Below are 14,329 nucleotides of genomic sequence, written 5' to 3'. Positions count from 1 at the left end.
TATGTTGCAAGAACAAGTTCATCTGCGTTGGCAGCAACTGAACAGTCGCGAGCGTTTGTTAGTGAGCATCGCTGGCGTGGTGCTGGCGATTTGCGTGGTCTATTTTGCCATGTGGCAGCCGTTGCAAAACGGCATCGAACAGCGCGAGTTACAACGCAGCGCACAACAAGAAACGCTCACTTGGGTGCGCGAAAACACTGGGCGATACCTTGCGTTAAGCCAACAGGCGCAAAGGCCAAATCGCACCAGCGGTGCCGTCACACAAGCCACTGACATCCCACGCATCATTACCGAGCAAGCGCGCAGTTTCCAGCTTGACGTCGGGCGCATGAGCCCTGAGGGTGAGTCACTGGTGGTGGTCATGAATGACGTCCCCTTTACCCAAGTGCTGGCGCTGTTAGACGCGCTGCAAGCGCAAGGCGGCCTGAACATCGAACAACTTGATATCACCCGCGGCAATAAACCGGGCCATGTGCACGTACGTCGTCTAAAAGTGGGGCTGGCATGAGTTGGCGCTGGTTACTTTGGTTAATTCCCGTCTATTTAATTGGTGTAGTGGTGTTCGCCCCAGCGCGGGCCGTGCTGTGGTTCATCCCCGAACAAAGTGGCTTTAGCCTAAGCGCGGTGTCCGGTACTTTATGGAATGGCGAAGCGTCCATCAGCGCCGCAGCGAGCCCGCAGGTGACCGTAAATTTGCAGAACATTCAATGGCAACTCAAACCGCTGGCGCTTGTTAGCGGCAAAGCGCTGCTTGATTTCACCATTCCGCAAAGCAACACCATTGCGGGGCAAGGCACAGCGAGCGTTGGCCTGAATGGTAGCGTCAACTTGCAAGGCGAATTCAGCGGCAACCTGCAAGAAGCGATTCAAGCGTATCGGCTACCCGTACCAGTGACCTTAGATGGCCGCTGGGCATTGCAACTCGACAATTACGCACTGACTGATCTTGCCAGTGGTCAATGGTGTAACCAATTACAGGCCACGGCAAAAAGTCGCGGTACAGCGGTGCGTTTCAATAACCGCTGGAGTGAACTCGGTGAATTCGAAACCGCATTAAGTTGTTCAGCAGAAAACGAAATAGTTGCTAAAATGGAACCGAATAATCGTTTAGGTTTAAGTTTTACGACGACCGTTGGCGGCAACCAGCAAGCACCGCAAGTTCGCATTCAAGGTGCACTAAAACCTGGCTTGCAAACGCCGCGTGAAGTGTCCGAAATGCTCGTATTTTTAGGTCGCCCTGATAATACCGGTGCGTACCGCTTTAATTTCACGCTTTAATTTAAGGCCAACTATCAGCGGCAATAACAAAAAAGGAGTCGCAACATGGATCAATTCATGAACTGGATAACCGAAAACCAAGACTTGATTGTCAGCTATGTCATCAAGTTTGTGGTCGCCATTTTAATTCTGATCATCGGTAAGATGATTGCCAATAGCGTTGCCAAGCTACTTGGTCGCGGTATGACGCGAAAAGGCGTGGATGGCGCCGTGATTAGCTTTTTAAGTGCTATCGTCAAAAGCGTGATTTTCATTGCCGCAGTCCTGATGGCATTATCACAAGTGGGCGTGCAAACCACTTCGTTCATCGCCATTTTGGGTGCTGCTGGTTTAGCTATCGGTTTGTCGTTGCAGGGTTCACTGTCCAATATGGCATCGGGGGTGCTGATTATCATGTTCCGCCCGTTCCGTGCTGGCGAATACGTCGATGCAGGTGGTGTGTCGGGTACCGTTAACGAAGTAAATATTTTCCAAACGGTATTGAAAACCCCTGACAATAAGGTTGTATATGTACCTAATGCGCAGATCACTGGGCAGCCGATCACCAACTACAGTCGCGAAGATACGCGTCGTGTAGATCTGTTGATTGGTGTGTCTTACGACGCTGACTTGCATAAGACCAAGGAAGTGTTGGAGAGCGTATTAAAAGCCGATCAGCGTTTGTTAAAAGATCCTGAGTGGAACATTCAGGTGCATGCTTTGAACAACTCGTCAGTCGACTTTATTGTACGTCCGTGGGTAAAGAGTACCGACTATTGGCCGGTGTACTGGGATTTGATGCGTGAAATCAAGATTGCACTTGATAAAAATGACATCGGTATTCCATATCCACAAATGGATGTACATTTGTTTAAACAGGCTTCACAAGATTAGTACAAAGTGCTAATCTCATGAAGTCTAGGGAAGAAATTTCCTTGATTGGCCAATCAATAAGCACATAGAGGTGTATTAATTATGATGAAACGTACTGCTTTAGCAGCCGCAGTGAGCTTAATCTTAAGCCCTGTTGCTATGGCTCAGACCGGTGCGGGTACTTCTGAAGGTCAGGACGAAGGTGTAGGTCACTTCACCAAGGGCACAATTGCAGCCGGCACTATTGCCGCGTTGACAGTTTTTGCCACGCTTGATCATTCTGACTCTGAAGCGCCGCTACCACCAGAGCCTGAGCCAGAACCAGAGCCTGAGCCAGAACCTGAGCCAGAGCCTGAACCTGAGCCGGAACCAGAGCCACCAGTGACGACCACTACGACTCCGGTAACAACTACGACTACTCCGGTAGTCACCACTACAACGACCACAACAACGTTGTAAGTCGGTAGTGAAAAAGCCCAGGCTTTAACTACGAAATACCGCAGGTGCGCACTGCGGTATTTTTTTGAGCGTTTTTTATTTCCGTTATCGTCTTTTTCCGTCAATAAGGTTTACTTTCATGCGTTTGATCGGTTTTGCTAGTCTTGTTGTTTTCGTTTTCGCACTTTCAGGCTGCAGTGTGCGTATGCAAAATCTTGCTGGCGCTGCTGAAGAAGCGTTGTTCGGCAATGACGATGTTGTTTTAACGGAAGCTGAAATCGCCGATTTGCCATATGCAGCGGCTTACTTTGACACCGAAACGTCAGGGCGTATTGTAGCGGTACTCGATCGTGCAACCGAGTTACAGCGGGTTTATCGTACAGCCGGTGAAGAAGCTTTTGTCACGCGCTTTGGCCGTGTGATCAGCAGCTCGAATATGCCAGGCGTGCCGCTGTATACCAGTGATTGGGCATCAGATCCGCTGAGCTGTTGGGTGCGTCAGACTGCAGCACAACACACCGAAAGCAATTGTCATAACAGTTGGCAGCGCACCGTAGAATTCGGTAATTATGGCAGCAACGTGTTGCGCCAAATCAAAGTATCATCTACCTTCGAAGTGGCAGCGCAACAAACCTATCGCCACCCTGACGGAACTGAACTACAAGCCACCAAAATTGTCGAACGTGGTGTTTTTGCTGGAGAAAACTTCAGTAACGAATTTTATGCAGTGAATGGACGCGTTGTCTTTGCAAAACATTATCTCTCTAAAGATTTAGGCTATGGTATTTTACAGGAAATTAAACCGTTCAATGGAGATTTGTAAATGCGATGCGGGCCTTTTTCTCAGCTAATTTGGGGTTTACTCACGGCAGTAACTTGTTTAGCGATTGTACCAACGACAGCAATGGCCGAAGCCAAGCAACCAGACGGTGCGACGCCTTTTGATCGCGTGGTGAAGGTCAATATCGACCAACAAATGTACAGTTTCACGCGCTTACCTAATCTTATGCAGATCTATCGTGCTGCAGAGTTGGAACCCGCTGCATACTGGCCGGTGAGCCGGCTGCTCAGCCAGAAACAAACACGTAAAGTCCATCAGCAACGTCAGGCGCTATTAAAGCAGCTCGACGGGCTTGCGCAGTGGACGCAAACCGAAGGTAACAAAGCCGCTGCAGCGAAATTACAAAAATGGCATGCCGCAATTAGCACGTGGCCACTGATCGGTGCCGAATGGTTGGGCTTCGCAAAGATCGTTGATCGTAAAGACGAACAATCGGGAACCAGTTTTGAGCGTCCAAGCTTTTTTAGTAGTTTCACCGATGCCGTAAGCAGCTTAAAGTACAACCCAACCTTGCCAGAAGGCACGTATCGCTTTTTACCACCACGTGAAGTGCCAAACCAATGGTACGCAACCTTAGTGACCGTCGACGGTGCGCAAAAAGTAACTTTTACTGAAGAAGATTCCGTGCGCGATGTACTTGAGCGTAGTGGTATTCTCAATAATCATCATGGGCTAACCAGTGTCGACCTAGTGTTCTTAACGGGACATACGGAGTCGTCAAATGTGGCTTACTATGAAAACGATAAAGCAATGCCGCCGGTCGGTGGCCTCATTTTGGTTGACCTGCCGAAGACTGACTTACCAGAGCAATGGCAGTCATTAGGTCAACAACTTGTAGAACTCGCACGTTATTGGAACCCTCAATCATGACCGTTGTTTCCCGAAGTTTGGTGGCTCTCGCAGTCACCGCCGCGCTCTCTTATTCTCCAGATTCAGCAGCCGACACCGCAAACCAATCAGACTTTGGTGGTGTCGGTTTAATGCAAATGCCGACAGCGCGGTTTGCCGACTATGGCACACTTTCGGGACTTTATTACGACAACGAAGAATACCGCAGAATTGCGCTAAGCTTGCAGTTGTTCCCATGGTTAGAAACCACTGTCCGTTACAACGACATTCGCCCGATTCGTTACAGCGCCGATCCTAATTTTAGTGGCGATCAAACCGGTAAAGACAAAGGTTTTGACGCCAAAATCCGCTTATTGAAAGAAAGCTACTGGCTGCCGCAAGTTGCGGTTGGCTGGCGTGACTTAGCGGGCACCGGCATTTTCGCTAGCGAATACATTGTCGCCAGCAAACAATTTGGGCCACTCGATTTCACCGTTGGCCTTGGTTGGGGCTACATGGGTAACCGCGATAACATCGACAATCCGTTTTGCGAAATTGATGATGCTTTTTGCCGTCGCGAAAGCGGCTACAGCGGTTACGGCGGCCGTTTTGAAGTCGATAAATGGTTCCGCGGACGCACTTCCGTATTCGGCGGTCTGACCTATCAAACGCCATTCGACCCACTCGTATTGAAAGCCGAGTACGACGGTAATGATTACAGTCGCGAACGTTACCTAGGTGACTTAAAGCCCGATTCCGCATGGAACTTTGGTGCCGATTACGCCTTAGGCGACCACTTCACGCTAAAAATCAGCTACGAGCGTGGCGAAAACTGGATGTTCGGCTTCTCGACCAGCTTTGACTTAAATGAAATCGGCCAAGTGAAGTCGAAACGTGGCGAAGTGCCAGAACCGAATAAGCGCAATTCGTTGCCGCGGATTAACGATGTCACCAACCGGCGCAGCGTATTGGCGTTCGCAAATGATCTACGTTATTACGGCGGGGTTGAGCCGACGCGTATGCAACTTGCGCGTAGTGAAGACTCCGATGACATCGATACAATACGCGTCTACGGTGAACAATTACGTTTCCGTGAGCAAGCAGAAGGGCTGCGTCGCATCGCCAAAGTCGCCGAGCAACGGATGCCGGAATGGGTTGAAAAAATTGACGTGGTGAACCGCCGCGGTTTAATCCAAACCCACACCACAGAAATCGATATCGCCACTGCGCGTACCGCGATCCAGCGTCAAGACTTCACCACCACTGTGGATGATGCCTTCACGCGCAAAGACACGCCGTTAGAAACCTATGAAGACCAACCGTTCTTTATCGCCAAAAACGAAATCACTTGGCCAACGCTCAGTGTAAAGCCGTTCCTTGAGCAAAGTTTTGGTAACCCAGAAAACTTCTATATGTATCAGTTTGGTCTCGACGTGAATGCGGCGATGTGGGTAGCACCGGGAACGTTCTTGCACGGTACCCTTAGTGGCAACTTAATGACCAACTTTGACGACTTTAACTTCTTAGTCGATCAGTACAATTCAAAAGTGCCACGGGTACGAACCTACGTGCGCGAATACGCGACTTTCAGTGACATCTGGATGGAAAACCTCCAGCTTAGCCACATTAACCAGTTAGCGCCGAATGTTTACACCAGCTATTACGCCGGTTACCTCGAGCGCATGTTCGGTGGCGTCGGTACCGAGTTGTTGTACCGTGAACTCGACAGCAACTGGGCCGTCGGAGTTGACTTAAACTGGGTGAAACAACGTGACTACAATAGCCATACTGGCTTCTTAGATTACGACACCTTTACCGGCCATGTGACCGGTTACTACATGCCAGAGTTTATGCCGAACACCTTGTTCAAAGTTGCCGCAGGGCGCTTCTTGGCGCAGGACAACGGTGTCCAATTGAACGTCGAGCATAAATTCCGTAGCGGCGTTGTGGTTGGCGCATACGCCGCCAAGACCAATTTATCGTCGCGTGAGTACGGCGAAGGTAGCTTTACCAAAGGCTTTTATATTAGTATACCTGTCGACTTGTTACAGACTGAGCATAGCCCGAACCGCGGCGTGATCAGTTGGACGCCGCTCACCCGCGATGGTGGTCAAATGTTGAATCGTCAAATTCAGCTGTTCTACTCCACCGACGAGCGTAGTCCTTTCTATAAAGAATAATGGAGTGGATGTATGAGAAGTGAACGCGGCTTCACCTTGATCGAACTGTTGATCGTTATCGTGATTTTAGGCTTGCTGGCCAGCTTAGTTGCGCCGCAAATGTTCTCGAAAGTCGATTCGTCGAAGATCAAAACCGCTGAGACCCAAATGAAAATGCTGGAGACCTCGCTCAATACTTATCGCTTAGATATGGGGCGTTATCCAGAGAAGCTTGATCAATTGCTGGCGAGCGACGAAGCCAACTGGCAAGGCCCGTACTTTCCAAAAGAAGTACCGCCTGATCCGTGGGGCAACGACTACGTGTACAAAATGCCAGGTGATAACGGCAAGCCGTTTACCCTGATGTCATTGGGCGCCGATGGCAGTGAAGGCGGCGAAGACACGAACGCCGACATTATTCTGAAATGACCGAGACAACTGTGCATCAACTTTTTACCGAGCGCTTTCGCGTGAATCACGACGATTTAAGCAAAGCGCTACAGTTCCAGTCGCGTAATGGCGGCCAACTGGAACAGATCTTGGTGCGCATGGGGGCGTTAAGTTCGGAGTACTTACCAGCCTATTACGCAGAAGTCTACGAACTACCGCAGCTCGACAGCGCGCAATTGGAGCCATTACTCGACGACGATGAACAGTGGCAAGCGCTACAAGAAGCACTTCCCGAGAGCTTGCTGCGACAGCTAATGTCGCACGACTGCCTGCCGATTGCCGTCTCGGAAGCTGCCATTCGCGTTGCGGTGGTGAATCCGACCAAACCAGAACTGCTTGAATTTGCTGCGGTGCACCAAGCGCCTGAACTGCAATTGGTGATCGCCACCGACGAGCAGTACAACCAACTGCTCAACCGCTACCAACAAAGCACCAATGAGCGCAGTGACAGCGCGGACTTGAGTGTGCTTGAAGAAGACCGCCTGCGCGAACTTGCCTCAGAAGCACCAACGGTAAACCTATTGAACAACTTGATGGCCAAGGCGCTGCGTCGCCGTGCATCAGATATGCACATTGAGCCGTGGAAGGGCAAAGGCCGGGTGCGTTACCGCATCGATGGTGTGTTGCATGAGGCCGATTTTATTCCCATGCACATGGTGTTGCCAGTCGTCACGCGCTTGAAGTTGCTGTCGAACATGGACATCGCCGAGAAACGGCGGCCGCAAGACGGTAAAATCGAATTGCGCATCGACGGCTTGAACGTGGACGTGCGGGTGTCGGCCTTGCCAGTGGGCGAAGGCGAGTCCGTGGTCATGCGTTTCTTGCTGCAAGATAGCCTTGCTTACGACGTGAAAACACTCGGTATCGAGCACGACGTCGAAGCCGAGTTATTGAAAGATATTCAAGCCACGTCAGGCGTGATCTTGCTGACCGGCCCAACCGGCTCTGGTAAAACCACGAGCTTGTACTCGTTTTTATCACGCCGCAATGCGCCGGACGTGAAAATCATCACCATTGAAGATCCGGTGGAGTATCAACTGGACGGCATTAACCAGGTACAGGTGCAAAGTGACATTGGCTTTACCTTCGCCAATGCTTTGCGTTCGGTGGTGCGACAAGACCCCGACATTATCATGGTCGGTGAGATCCGTGATGCTGAAACCGCAGGTATTGCACTGCAATCGGCGCTGACCGGCCACTTGGTCTTTAGTACTCTGCACACCAATGACGCCGCCAGCGCCTACACTCGTTTACTAGACCTTGGCGTTGAAGAATTCCTGCTGGCCGCAGCGATTAAAGTGATTGTTGGTCAGCGCTTGGCACGTAAACTGTGCCCACATTGTAAAGCGCCGGACGCCGAAGGCGAGCAACAGTATCGGCAAATGAAAATGCAGTGGATGCAAGAACGCTTTGGCGTGCAACCCGATTTTCATCGCGCCGTAGGCTGCGACAAATGCGCACACACCGGCTACTCAGGCCGCGTGGCACTGATTGAATACATGCGTTGTGACGAAGAACTCACTGCCTTACTCGGCGACGCGGAGTTCTTGACCAAAGCGCGGCGCATGAACCGCGAACGGGGCTTCCGTAACTTGCTTGAAGACGGCGTATTGAAAGCCATGCGCGGCGAAACAACCTTAGCCGAAGTGGTGCGGGTGGCAGGCTAATGGCACAGTTCAAGTACACCGCCTACAATGCGAGCGGGGTGCAGCAACAAGGCACCGTCGAAGCGGTCGATGAAGCCGCCGCCAAAGCCAAACTCAGCGCCCAGCAATTGTTGGTGTCGAGCTTAAAGCCGCAACAAAAAGACATCGGCGCAGCGCTGTTTGGTGATCGGCAACTGAACTTAAAAGACGTTGAATTTTTTACCTCAGAACTGGCGCTGTTGCTGAAATCAGGCCTTAAAGTCGACAAAGGCCTCGAAATTCTGCTGCAAAACGTTGAAAAACCAGCGCTACGCCAGTTTTTACGCGACGTGCTGCAAAAACTCAAACAAGGTGAGAAGTTATCTTCGTCGTTGCAGCCTTACGCTGTGTTTAGCTCGCTGTACGTTGGTTTGGTGCAAATCGCGGAAGAAACCGGTGAGCTGGCCGCGACCTTTGAGCGCCTATCTGACGAACTCAAATACCAACTCGACCTGAGCGACAAAATCAAACAAGCCCTGGTGTACCCAGCGGTGATTTTGACCGTGTGTATTGCCGCGATTGTGTTTATCTTCAATTTCGTCGTGCCAAACTTAACCACCTTGTTCCAAGACCAGCAAGGTCTACCAGGTTACACCGTGGCATTGTTGGCAGTGAGTGACTTCTTTATTCAGTATCAGCTGTGGCTGGTGGCAGCTATCGCTGGCGGCGGGCTGGTGCTGTGGCGTTGGCGGACGCATCCGACCGTGGCGCAATTTCGATCATGGCTGCGCGAACGCATGCCCGTGGTGTCGGGCGCCAACTTGTTAGTTGAACGTATTCGTTTTAATGCCGCGCTAAATGTCATGCTGTCGTCCGGTGTAGCCATTGACCGTAGTATCAAACTGGCACAAAAAACCTTGCGTACGGTGAGCCTGCAACAAGAAGTCGCCCGCGCTGCAGAGCAAATCAACCGCGGTCATAGCTTGGCGGAGTCACTTAGTGAGACACGCCTGTACCCGCAATATTATGCGGCGCTACTGAAAATCGGTGAAGAAAGCGGCGAACTCGCGCGCGTATTTGGCGAGATTGCCGACCGTTCGCGCCGCACCTTTTACAACTGGGTGACGCGTTTCACCAGTTTACTTGAACCAGCATTGATTCTTTTCATGGGAGCTGTGGTAGGCAGTGTGGTGGTCATTATGATGCTGAGCATATCTGCCGTCACAGACATGCCAATATGACCCGCCGACGCCGCCTAGGTTTTACGCTTATCGAATTGCTGGTGGTGTTAAGCATTATTGGCATCGCCGCCAGCCTCGTTGGCCCTATCGCCTTGCAACAATACGAACGCAGCAAAGTCACCCAAGAGCGGGAGCAACTGCTACGCCTGCTCGATGATCTGCAATTTCAAGCCTACACCGAGTTCAAAAACATTCATTTGATGACTAAAAACAATCAAATGATTTTAAATACAGGTTCGAGTGCATCAAATGACGCCATTAGTGTTCATTTCAATTCAATTGAATTCAAAGAGCAATCAATTGAGTTAAATAGTCATGGTTTTTGGTCAAATGATTTCTTTTACTGGTTTGAGGCGTCAAATGAACGTAGTGTTGCGTTGAATATGCCGCGCATTGAGCCAGACACGCCGGAGGCGAGTGATGCGTCGCGATAGCGCAGGCTTTACCCTGATTGAAGTCTTGATCGCTATGACCATCCTGACGGCGTCGGTGGTTACTGCGATGCTGGCGTTTCAAAATAATATGCGCAACTCCGCTAAAGCCGCCGAAGTAACGCACTTATTGACTCAGGTTGAAGTGCTCCGCAGCGCCATCGAATTTGACTTGCAACACACCGACCGCCGCCAACAAGAACTGTTTAGCCAAGGCGTACGCGCCACTTGGAAAGCCGAGCAAGTGGCCTACGAAGCTCCGGCAAAATACTTTAGCGACGCCGAACTCGACTTTCGTGAATACGGCCCGCGTTATCGCTTGTACGCCGTGACCCTGACCATGGAGTTTGGCACCAGCCGCCGCGAATTCAACTACGAGGAGCTTGTATGGGACGAAAGACTCAGCGCGCCTTCACCCTAGTTGAAACCCTGATCGCTATGGTGCTGTTGTCACTGCTGATGCTCGGCGGTGCGCTCGCCTATGACTACTTCACCCAGAACTGGCAACGCAACAAAGGCAGCATGAACGACGCCATGCAGCGGCATCATTTGACCACGCTGGTGCAGCGCGTGACGCAAAGCACTTTTCCGAAAGTCATCTACAAAGATCGGCGCGCGCAACAACTCGCATTCTATTTTCTAGGCCGTGACGAAGGCTTTACTGCAGTATCGTCGGCGAGCGTTCAAGACCCTGCGCTGCCTGCGGTCTATCGAATTTTTCGAGAGCAGAAAAGTAATGGGAAGTGGCGCTTAGTGTATGAAGAGGCCCCGCTTGACGGCGTTCCGCTTGAAGAGGCCGATCAAACCTTACCCTTTAACTTTCGCAGAGTACTTTACGACGACCTTGAGGCCTTGGATTTTTCCTATTTTGGCTGGAACAATTACGACGAACGGCGCGCTATGATCTCGGCGGAGAATACCGAAGAACTTGAGCCCGCTTGGTATACCACCTACGACGGTTTGCAGCGGGTTGCACATCCGCTAGCGATTGCCATTAATATGAATGGCATGCGTTGGCTGATCCATGTTCCGGATGAATCCATGGGCGTGTTAGCGGGGTATACGTCCGATGTATAGCAAGCAAGAGGGGATGGCACTGTTTCAAGTGCTGCTGATTGTCGCAATTATTTCAGTTCTATTGTTGATTATGTCGAACACGACAAAGTCACAGGTGGAACGAGCGCTGGTGTTGCAACAGCAAACCGAAAAGCAACTTGCGTTGCATTCAGCAGCAAATTATGTCGATTTAATGCTGTTAGCGAATGATTGGGGCGACATGCGCGACACCGGTGCGCCTCTGGCCAATTTGAATTTCCATTCGTATCCCAGTCGCCTGAGCTTACCGGGCCGCGACGCGTATGCCGCGTTGCCCGACGGCGTAGCGGTGAGCCTGCAAAACGTGGGTAGTTTGATTAACTTGAACCAAGCAAATCAGCAACTAAGAGATTTGTTGGTGCATGTCGGGGTATCGCAAGTCACTGCCGACATGCTGCTCGATGAATTACAGCGTTGGCTCTATCGGCCTGACCGAATCTATTTGCAGCACGTTAATGAATTGCGCAACATTCGCGGTTGGACACCTGACATCATCGAGCGTATTCGCCCTTATGTGACTGCGAAGATAATGCCCTTCAATGGTGCATGGGCGCCTGATGCGCTATTACCTATCTTGCTCACGTCTGGGCAAGCTGATACTATCACGGCGTTACGCCAATCGGGGCAATACCAAGCAGGGATCTATGAAGAGTTCTCTGGCCAAGAAACCGGGTTTGGGGTGTCGTTGTACCCAAGCAAATATCAGCGCGTGACAGTGATCGACCCATTAACAGGTGAACAATTACGCCGGGGTGTGAGATACGCAACCCATGAGAAGAACCCAAGGACGATAGAATATAAGCGCTATCTTCGCGAACAACGAATCGAATTGAATGAAGCAAACCCAATCGGCCTCAAATAACATTGTCCAACGTCTCGGTGCACAGCTAAAGCAGATGCTTTGGCGCGTGGATGCGGCTGAGCAATGGTTCCGTGGCGAAAACAACACTGCAGTAGCGGCGCCAACGGGGCGTGTACCGTTATTAGTCCTTGCACGTGATTTGTATAGCGAAACCTGGGAGCAGTTTAATATCCGCTCACAGCGTGCCGTGCGTAACATTCTTAGTTTACGCGATGACGCCGCTTCAACAATGTACTTTATCGGATCTTTACATGACGGCCAACGGCAGGTCTTACGCATACGTTTAACTGAGCAAGGTCAGCAGTTACGCAGTAAAGGCTGGGTTGTCCTACCTGAGAGCTTAGTCCTAAGTGCTGCGTTGGAGCCTGGCTTTTACCAGGTAACAGCATCGCGCAATTACTACCTGTTTAAGACCAGTGAAACCTGGCAAACAGTAGTGAGCTCGGCATTAATTCGTTCGGCCGAAACGGCAAAGCTTGCCATTGGTGCGCCGTCTAAGCAATCACTGCAAATCCTCGAGGGTCAGGCTTTACAGCAGCGCCTTGCAGAGGGCGTACGCAAACTTGGTTTGGCAACGGTGCAACAAGGCTGGCAAAAGTCAGCGAGTGACCAGCCCTTCCCTTGGCGACAAACACTCGTCTTAAGTGGCGCAACGCTGGTGTGTTATGGCTTGTTGAGCACGGGCTATTTGCAATTCCAGCGCTGGTCCATGGAACGTGATTTGCAAGCCATTAATAGTGAAGTCAGTACCTTGATTCAGCGTCAAGATGAGCTCCAACGTGCCCGTGAACGCATCGAGACCTTACAGCGGCATCAGACGAATTGGCAGGCAGTTAACCAATTTTGGCAAACCTATCGGCTCATTGAGCAAAATAACGTCGAACTAAGTTTCCTACGCGGCGACTATACTCAGTTCATGTTGAGTGGAATCGCAGGTGAAGCTTTACCGTTTTTGCAACAGCTCAATCAAGCGCCGATGGTAGCGAGCGCCGATTTTGATGCGCCAGTGCGCGCGAATGGCAATCGTCAGCGCTTTATCATTGAATACACAGCGGCAGCGCCACCACGAGAGCGAGGAACGAACAATGAGTAGTTCGCAACAACGCTTGTTGGTGATCGCTGGCTTGTTAGCCGCAATTCAGTTTTTGGTGCTGCCTTTTATTGAATTCCAAAACCAGCAACACGATGAGTTAGCATTATTGCAGCAGCGCTTGACCCGTAGTGAACAATTGCTGGAAAACAGTGATGCTTTAAATAAAGCATGGGAAACAGTGACCGCCAACGAAGCCGCGCTGCTCGAGGCGATTCCGGCAGCCAGCGACAAAACCATGCACCGTATTGCAGTCCAAGGCGAAATTCAGAACATCGCGCGCGCTAACGAAATCACTGTTGATGAATTCAACTGGCTGACAGACGCACGTTTTGTTTCCGACACCGTCGAAGTTCAACGGGTTAAAATCAGACTACAAGGTTCAGCTTCGCAGGTGGCGAAAACGCAAGTGGAGCTGACCCAAAAGCTACCGTCGATTCGCTTTGTTGACGTGAACTTGACGCCATATAACACGCGTTCACGCGGAAGCGCAGCGGCAAAAGAGCCGCAAGTTCGGATTGAGTTGCTGCTTGAAGTCGCTACGCGAACGCCCGCAGCGGTAGCCGGTGACGTTGAAGGAGCTGACGCATGAAGCTAGGCTTTTCATTCAATTCGTTAGAGCGTAATGCCATTGCCATAGCGGCACTTGTTGCAGTGTTATGCGTGGTGGATTTTAGTCAACGGGTTTGGCTGAGCACTCCCGATAACAGTGGTGTAGAACGTGAATTGGCTGCTGCGCAGGTAGTAAATCATCAAGCGCCTGTAGCGGCAGATGAGCTGCAACAGTGGTGGCAACAACGCGCTGAAGAGCGCCAAGCAGCGACAGATGCTGCACAGCAACAAAACACGCCAACGGCTAAGCCATTGTTAGAAGGTGGTATTGACGTTGGACCGTTGCGTATTCGTTTAAGAGCTATCGTGATCGCCACCGATTCGCAGCAGCAAGTGGCCATTATGGAAGCACAGAACACCGACGATAGAAGTCTTGAATTCATTGAACGGCGAGTAGGCGAGAATCTTGGTGATTATCGTGTAACCGCAATCCGCGTGAACGAGATCGTTTTCACGCAAGGTGATGAGAGCATCACCGTACCTATTTTCGATTATGATCGCTAAGGCAGCAAAGGCGACGCAGAGGA

Annotated in this window: 17 protein-coding genes; all 17 read left to right on the top strand. The window is 50.9% G+C overall.

Translation table 11 applies throughout. From position 1 onward, the window contains the following. Nucleotide 1: 1 nt before the first annotated feature. The 17 genes from NV375_RS06110 to NV375_RS06030 all read left to right on the top strand — a co-directional run bounded on the left by NV375_RS06110 (nucleotide 2) and on the right by NV375_RS06030 (nucleotide 14,306). Nucleotides 2–508 carry a type II secretion system protein M gene (locus NV375_RS06110; protein ID WP_258807330.1) on the top strand — a complete coding sequence of 169 codons (507 nt, stop codon included), beginning with the start codon at nucleotides 2–4 and terminating at the stop codon, nucleotides 506–508. After that, nucleotides 505–1,278, top strand: coding sequence for a type II secretion system protein N (locus NV375_RS06105; protein ID WP_258807329.1), 774 nt, complete (start codon nucleotides 505–507; stop codon nucleotides 1,276–1,278). Before NV375_RS06110 ends, NV375_RS06105 begins: the two co-directional genes overlap by 4 nt. Before the next feature lie 45 nt (nucleotides 1,279–1,323). Further along, on the top strand, nucleotides 1,324–2,151 hold the full coding sequence (locus tag NV375_RS06100) for a mechanosensitive ion channel domain-containing protein (RefSeq protein WP_126771390.1): 828 nt from the start codon (nucleotides 1,324–1,326) through the stop codon (nucleotides 2,149–2,151). An 81-nt stretch (nucleotides 2,152–2,232) separates the two neighbouring features. Then, entirely contained in the window at nucleotides 2,233–2,589 is a 357-nt protein-coding gene (locus NV375_RS06095; RefSeq protein WP_198677656.1) for a hypothetical protein, read from the top strand. A gap of 118 nt (nucleotides 2,590–2,707) precedes the next feature. Beyond that, the gene (locus NV375_RS06090) at nucleotides 2,708–3,391 is read left to right on the top strand and encodes a YjbF family lipoprotein (RefSeq protein WP_258807328.1); all 684 of its coding nucleotides are present in this window, start codon (nucleotides 2,708–2,710) and stop codon (nucleotides 3,389–3,391) included. Between the two features lie 81 nt (nucleotides 3,392–3,472). Next, nucleotides 3,473–4,279, top strand: coding sequence for a capsule biosynthesis GfcC family protein (locus NV375_RS06085; RefSeq protein ID WP_258807327.1), 807 nt, complete (start codon nucleotides 3,473–3,475; stop codon nucleotides 4,277–4,279). Further along, nucleotides 4,276–6,417, top strand: coding sequence for a YjbH domain-containing protein (locus NV375_RS06080; RefSeq protein WP_258807326.1), 2,142 nt, complete (start codon nucleotides 4,276–4,278; stop codon nucleotides 6,415–6,417). The genes NV375_RS06085 and NV375_RS06080 overlap by 4 nt, the downstream gene beginning before the upstream one ends. Nucleotides 6,418–6,429: 12 nt before the next feature. Beyond that, nucleotides 6,430–6,825 (top strand): type II secretion system major pseudopilin GspG, encoded by a 396-nt coding sequence (gspG, locus tag NV375_RS06075; RefSeq protein WP_126771382.1) that lies wholly within the window; start codon nucleotides 6,430–6,432, stop codon nucleotides 6,823–6,825. Beyond that, on the top strand, nucleotides 6,822–8,513 hold the full coding sequence (locus tag NV375_RS06070) for a GspE/PulE family protein (protein WP_126771380.1): 1,692 nt from the start codon (nucleotides 6,822–6,824) through the stop codon (nucleotides 8,511–8,513). The genes gspG and NV375_RS06070 overlap by 4 nt, the downstream gene beginning before the upstream one ends. Then, a complete protein-coding gene (locus NV375_RS06065; protein WP_258239968.1) occupies nucleotides 8,513–9,712 on the top strand; it encodes a type II secretion system F family protein in 1,200 nt (399 codons plus the stop codon). The genes NV375_RS06070 and NV375_RS06065 overlap by 1 nt, the downstream gene beginning before the upstream one ends. Next, nucleotides 9,709–10,146 (top strand): type II secretion system protein, encoded by a 438-nt coding sequence (locus tag NV375_RS06060; RefSeq protein ID WP_258807325.1) that lies wholly within the window; start codon nucleotides 9,709–9,711, stop codon nucleotides 10,144–10,146. The genes NV375_RS06065 and NV375_RS06060 overlap by 4 nt, the downstream gene beginning before the upstream one ends. Then, a complete protein-coding gene (locus NV375_RS06055; protein WP_258807324.1) occupies nucleotides 10,133–10,564 on the top strand; it encodes a type II secretion system protein in 432 nt (143 codons plus the stop codon). The genes NV375_RS06060 and NV375_RS06055 overlap by 14 nt, the downstream gene beginning before the upstream one ends. After that, nucleotides 10,531–11,220 (top strand): prepilin-type N-terminal cleavage/methylation domain-containing protein, encoded by a 690-nt coding sequence (locus NV375_RS06050; protein ID WP_258807323.1) that lies wholly within the window; start codon nucleotides 10,531–10,533, stop codon nucleotides 11,218–11,220. Before NV375_RS06055 ends, NV375_RS06050 begins: the two co-directional genes overlap by 34 nt. After that, nucleotides 11,213–12,100, top strand: a complete 888-nt coding sequence (locus NV375_RS06045) for a general secretion pathway protein GspK (RefSeq protein WP_258807322.1) — start codon at nucleotides 11,213–11,215, stop codon at nucleotides 12,098–12,100. The genes NV375_RS06050 and NV375_RS06045 overlap by 8 nt, the downstream gene beginning before the upstream one ends. After that, nucleotides 12,072–13,193, top strand: coding sequence for a hypothetical protein (locus tag NV375_RS06040; RefSeq protein WP_258807321.1), 1,122 nt, complete (start codon nucleotides 12,072–12,074; stop codon nucleotides 13,191–13,193). The genes NV375_RS06045 and NV375_RS06040 overlap by 29 nt, the downstream gene beginning before the upstream one ends. Beyond that, entirely contained in the window at nucleotides 13,186–13,782 is a 597-nt protein-coding gene (locus NV375_RS06035) for a hypothetical protein (protein ID WP_258807320.1), read from the top strand. The genes NV375_RS06040 and NV375_RS06035 overlap by 8 nt, the downstream gene beginning before the upstream one ends. Then, entirely contained in the window at nucleotides 13,779–14,306 is a 528-nt protein-coding gene (locus tag NV375_RS06030; RefSeq protein WP_258807319.1) for a hypothetical protein, read from the top strand. Before NV375_RS06035 ends, NV375_RS06030 begins: the two co-directional genes overlap by 4 nt. Nucleotides 14,307–14,329: the final 23 nt, after the last annotated feature.

It is taken from the genome of Pseudidiomarina sp. CB1 (assembly GCF_024752025.1).
Lineage (GTDB): Bacteria > Pseudomonadota > Gammaproteobacteria > Enterobacterales > Alteromonadaceae > Pseudidiomarina.
The sequence above is the reverse complement of the archived record's forward strand: the minus strand, read 5'-3'. Positions and strand labels throughout refer to the sequence as shown.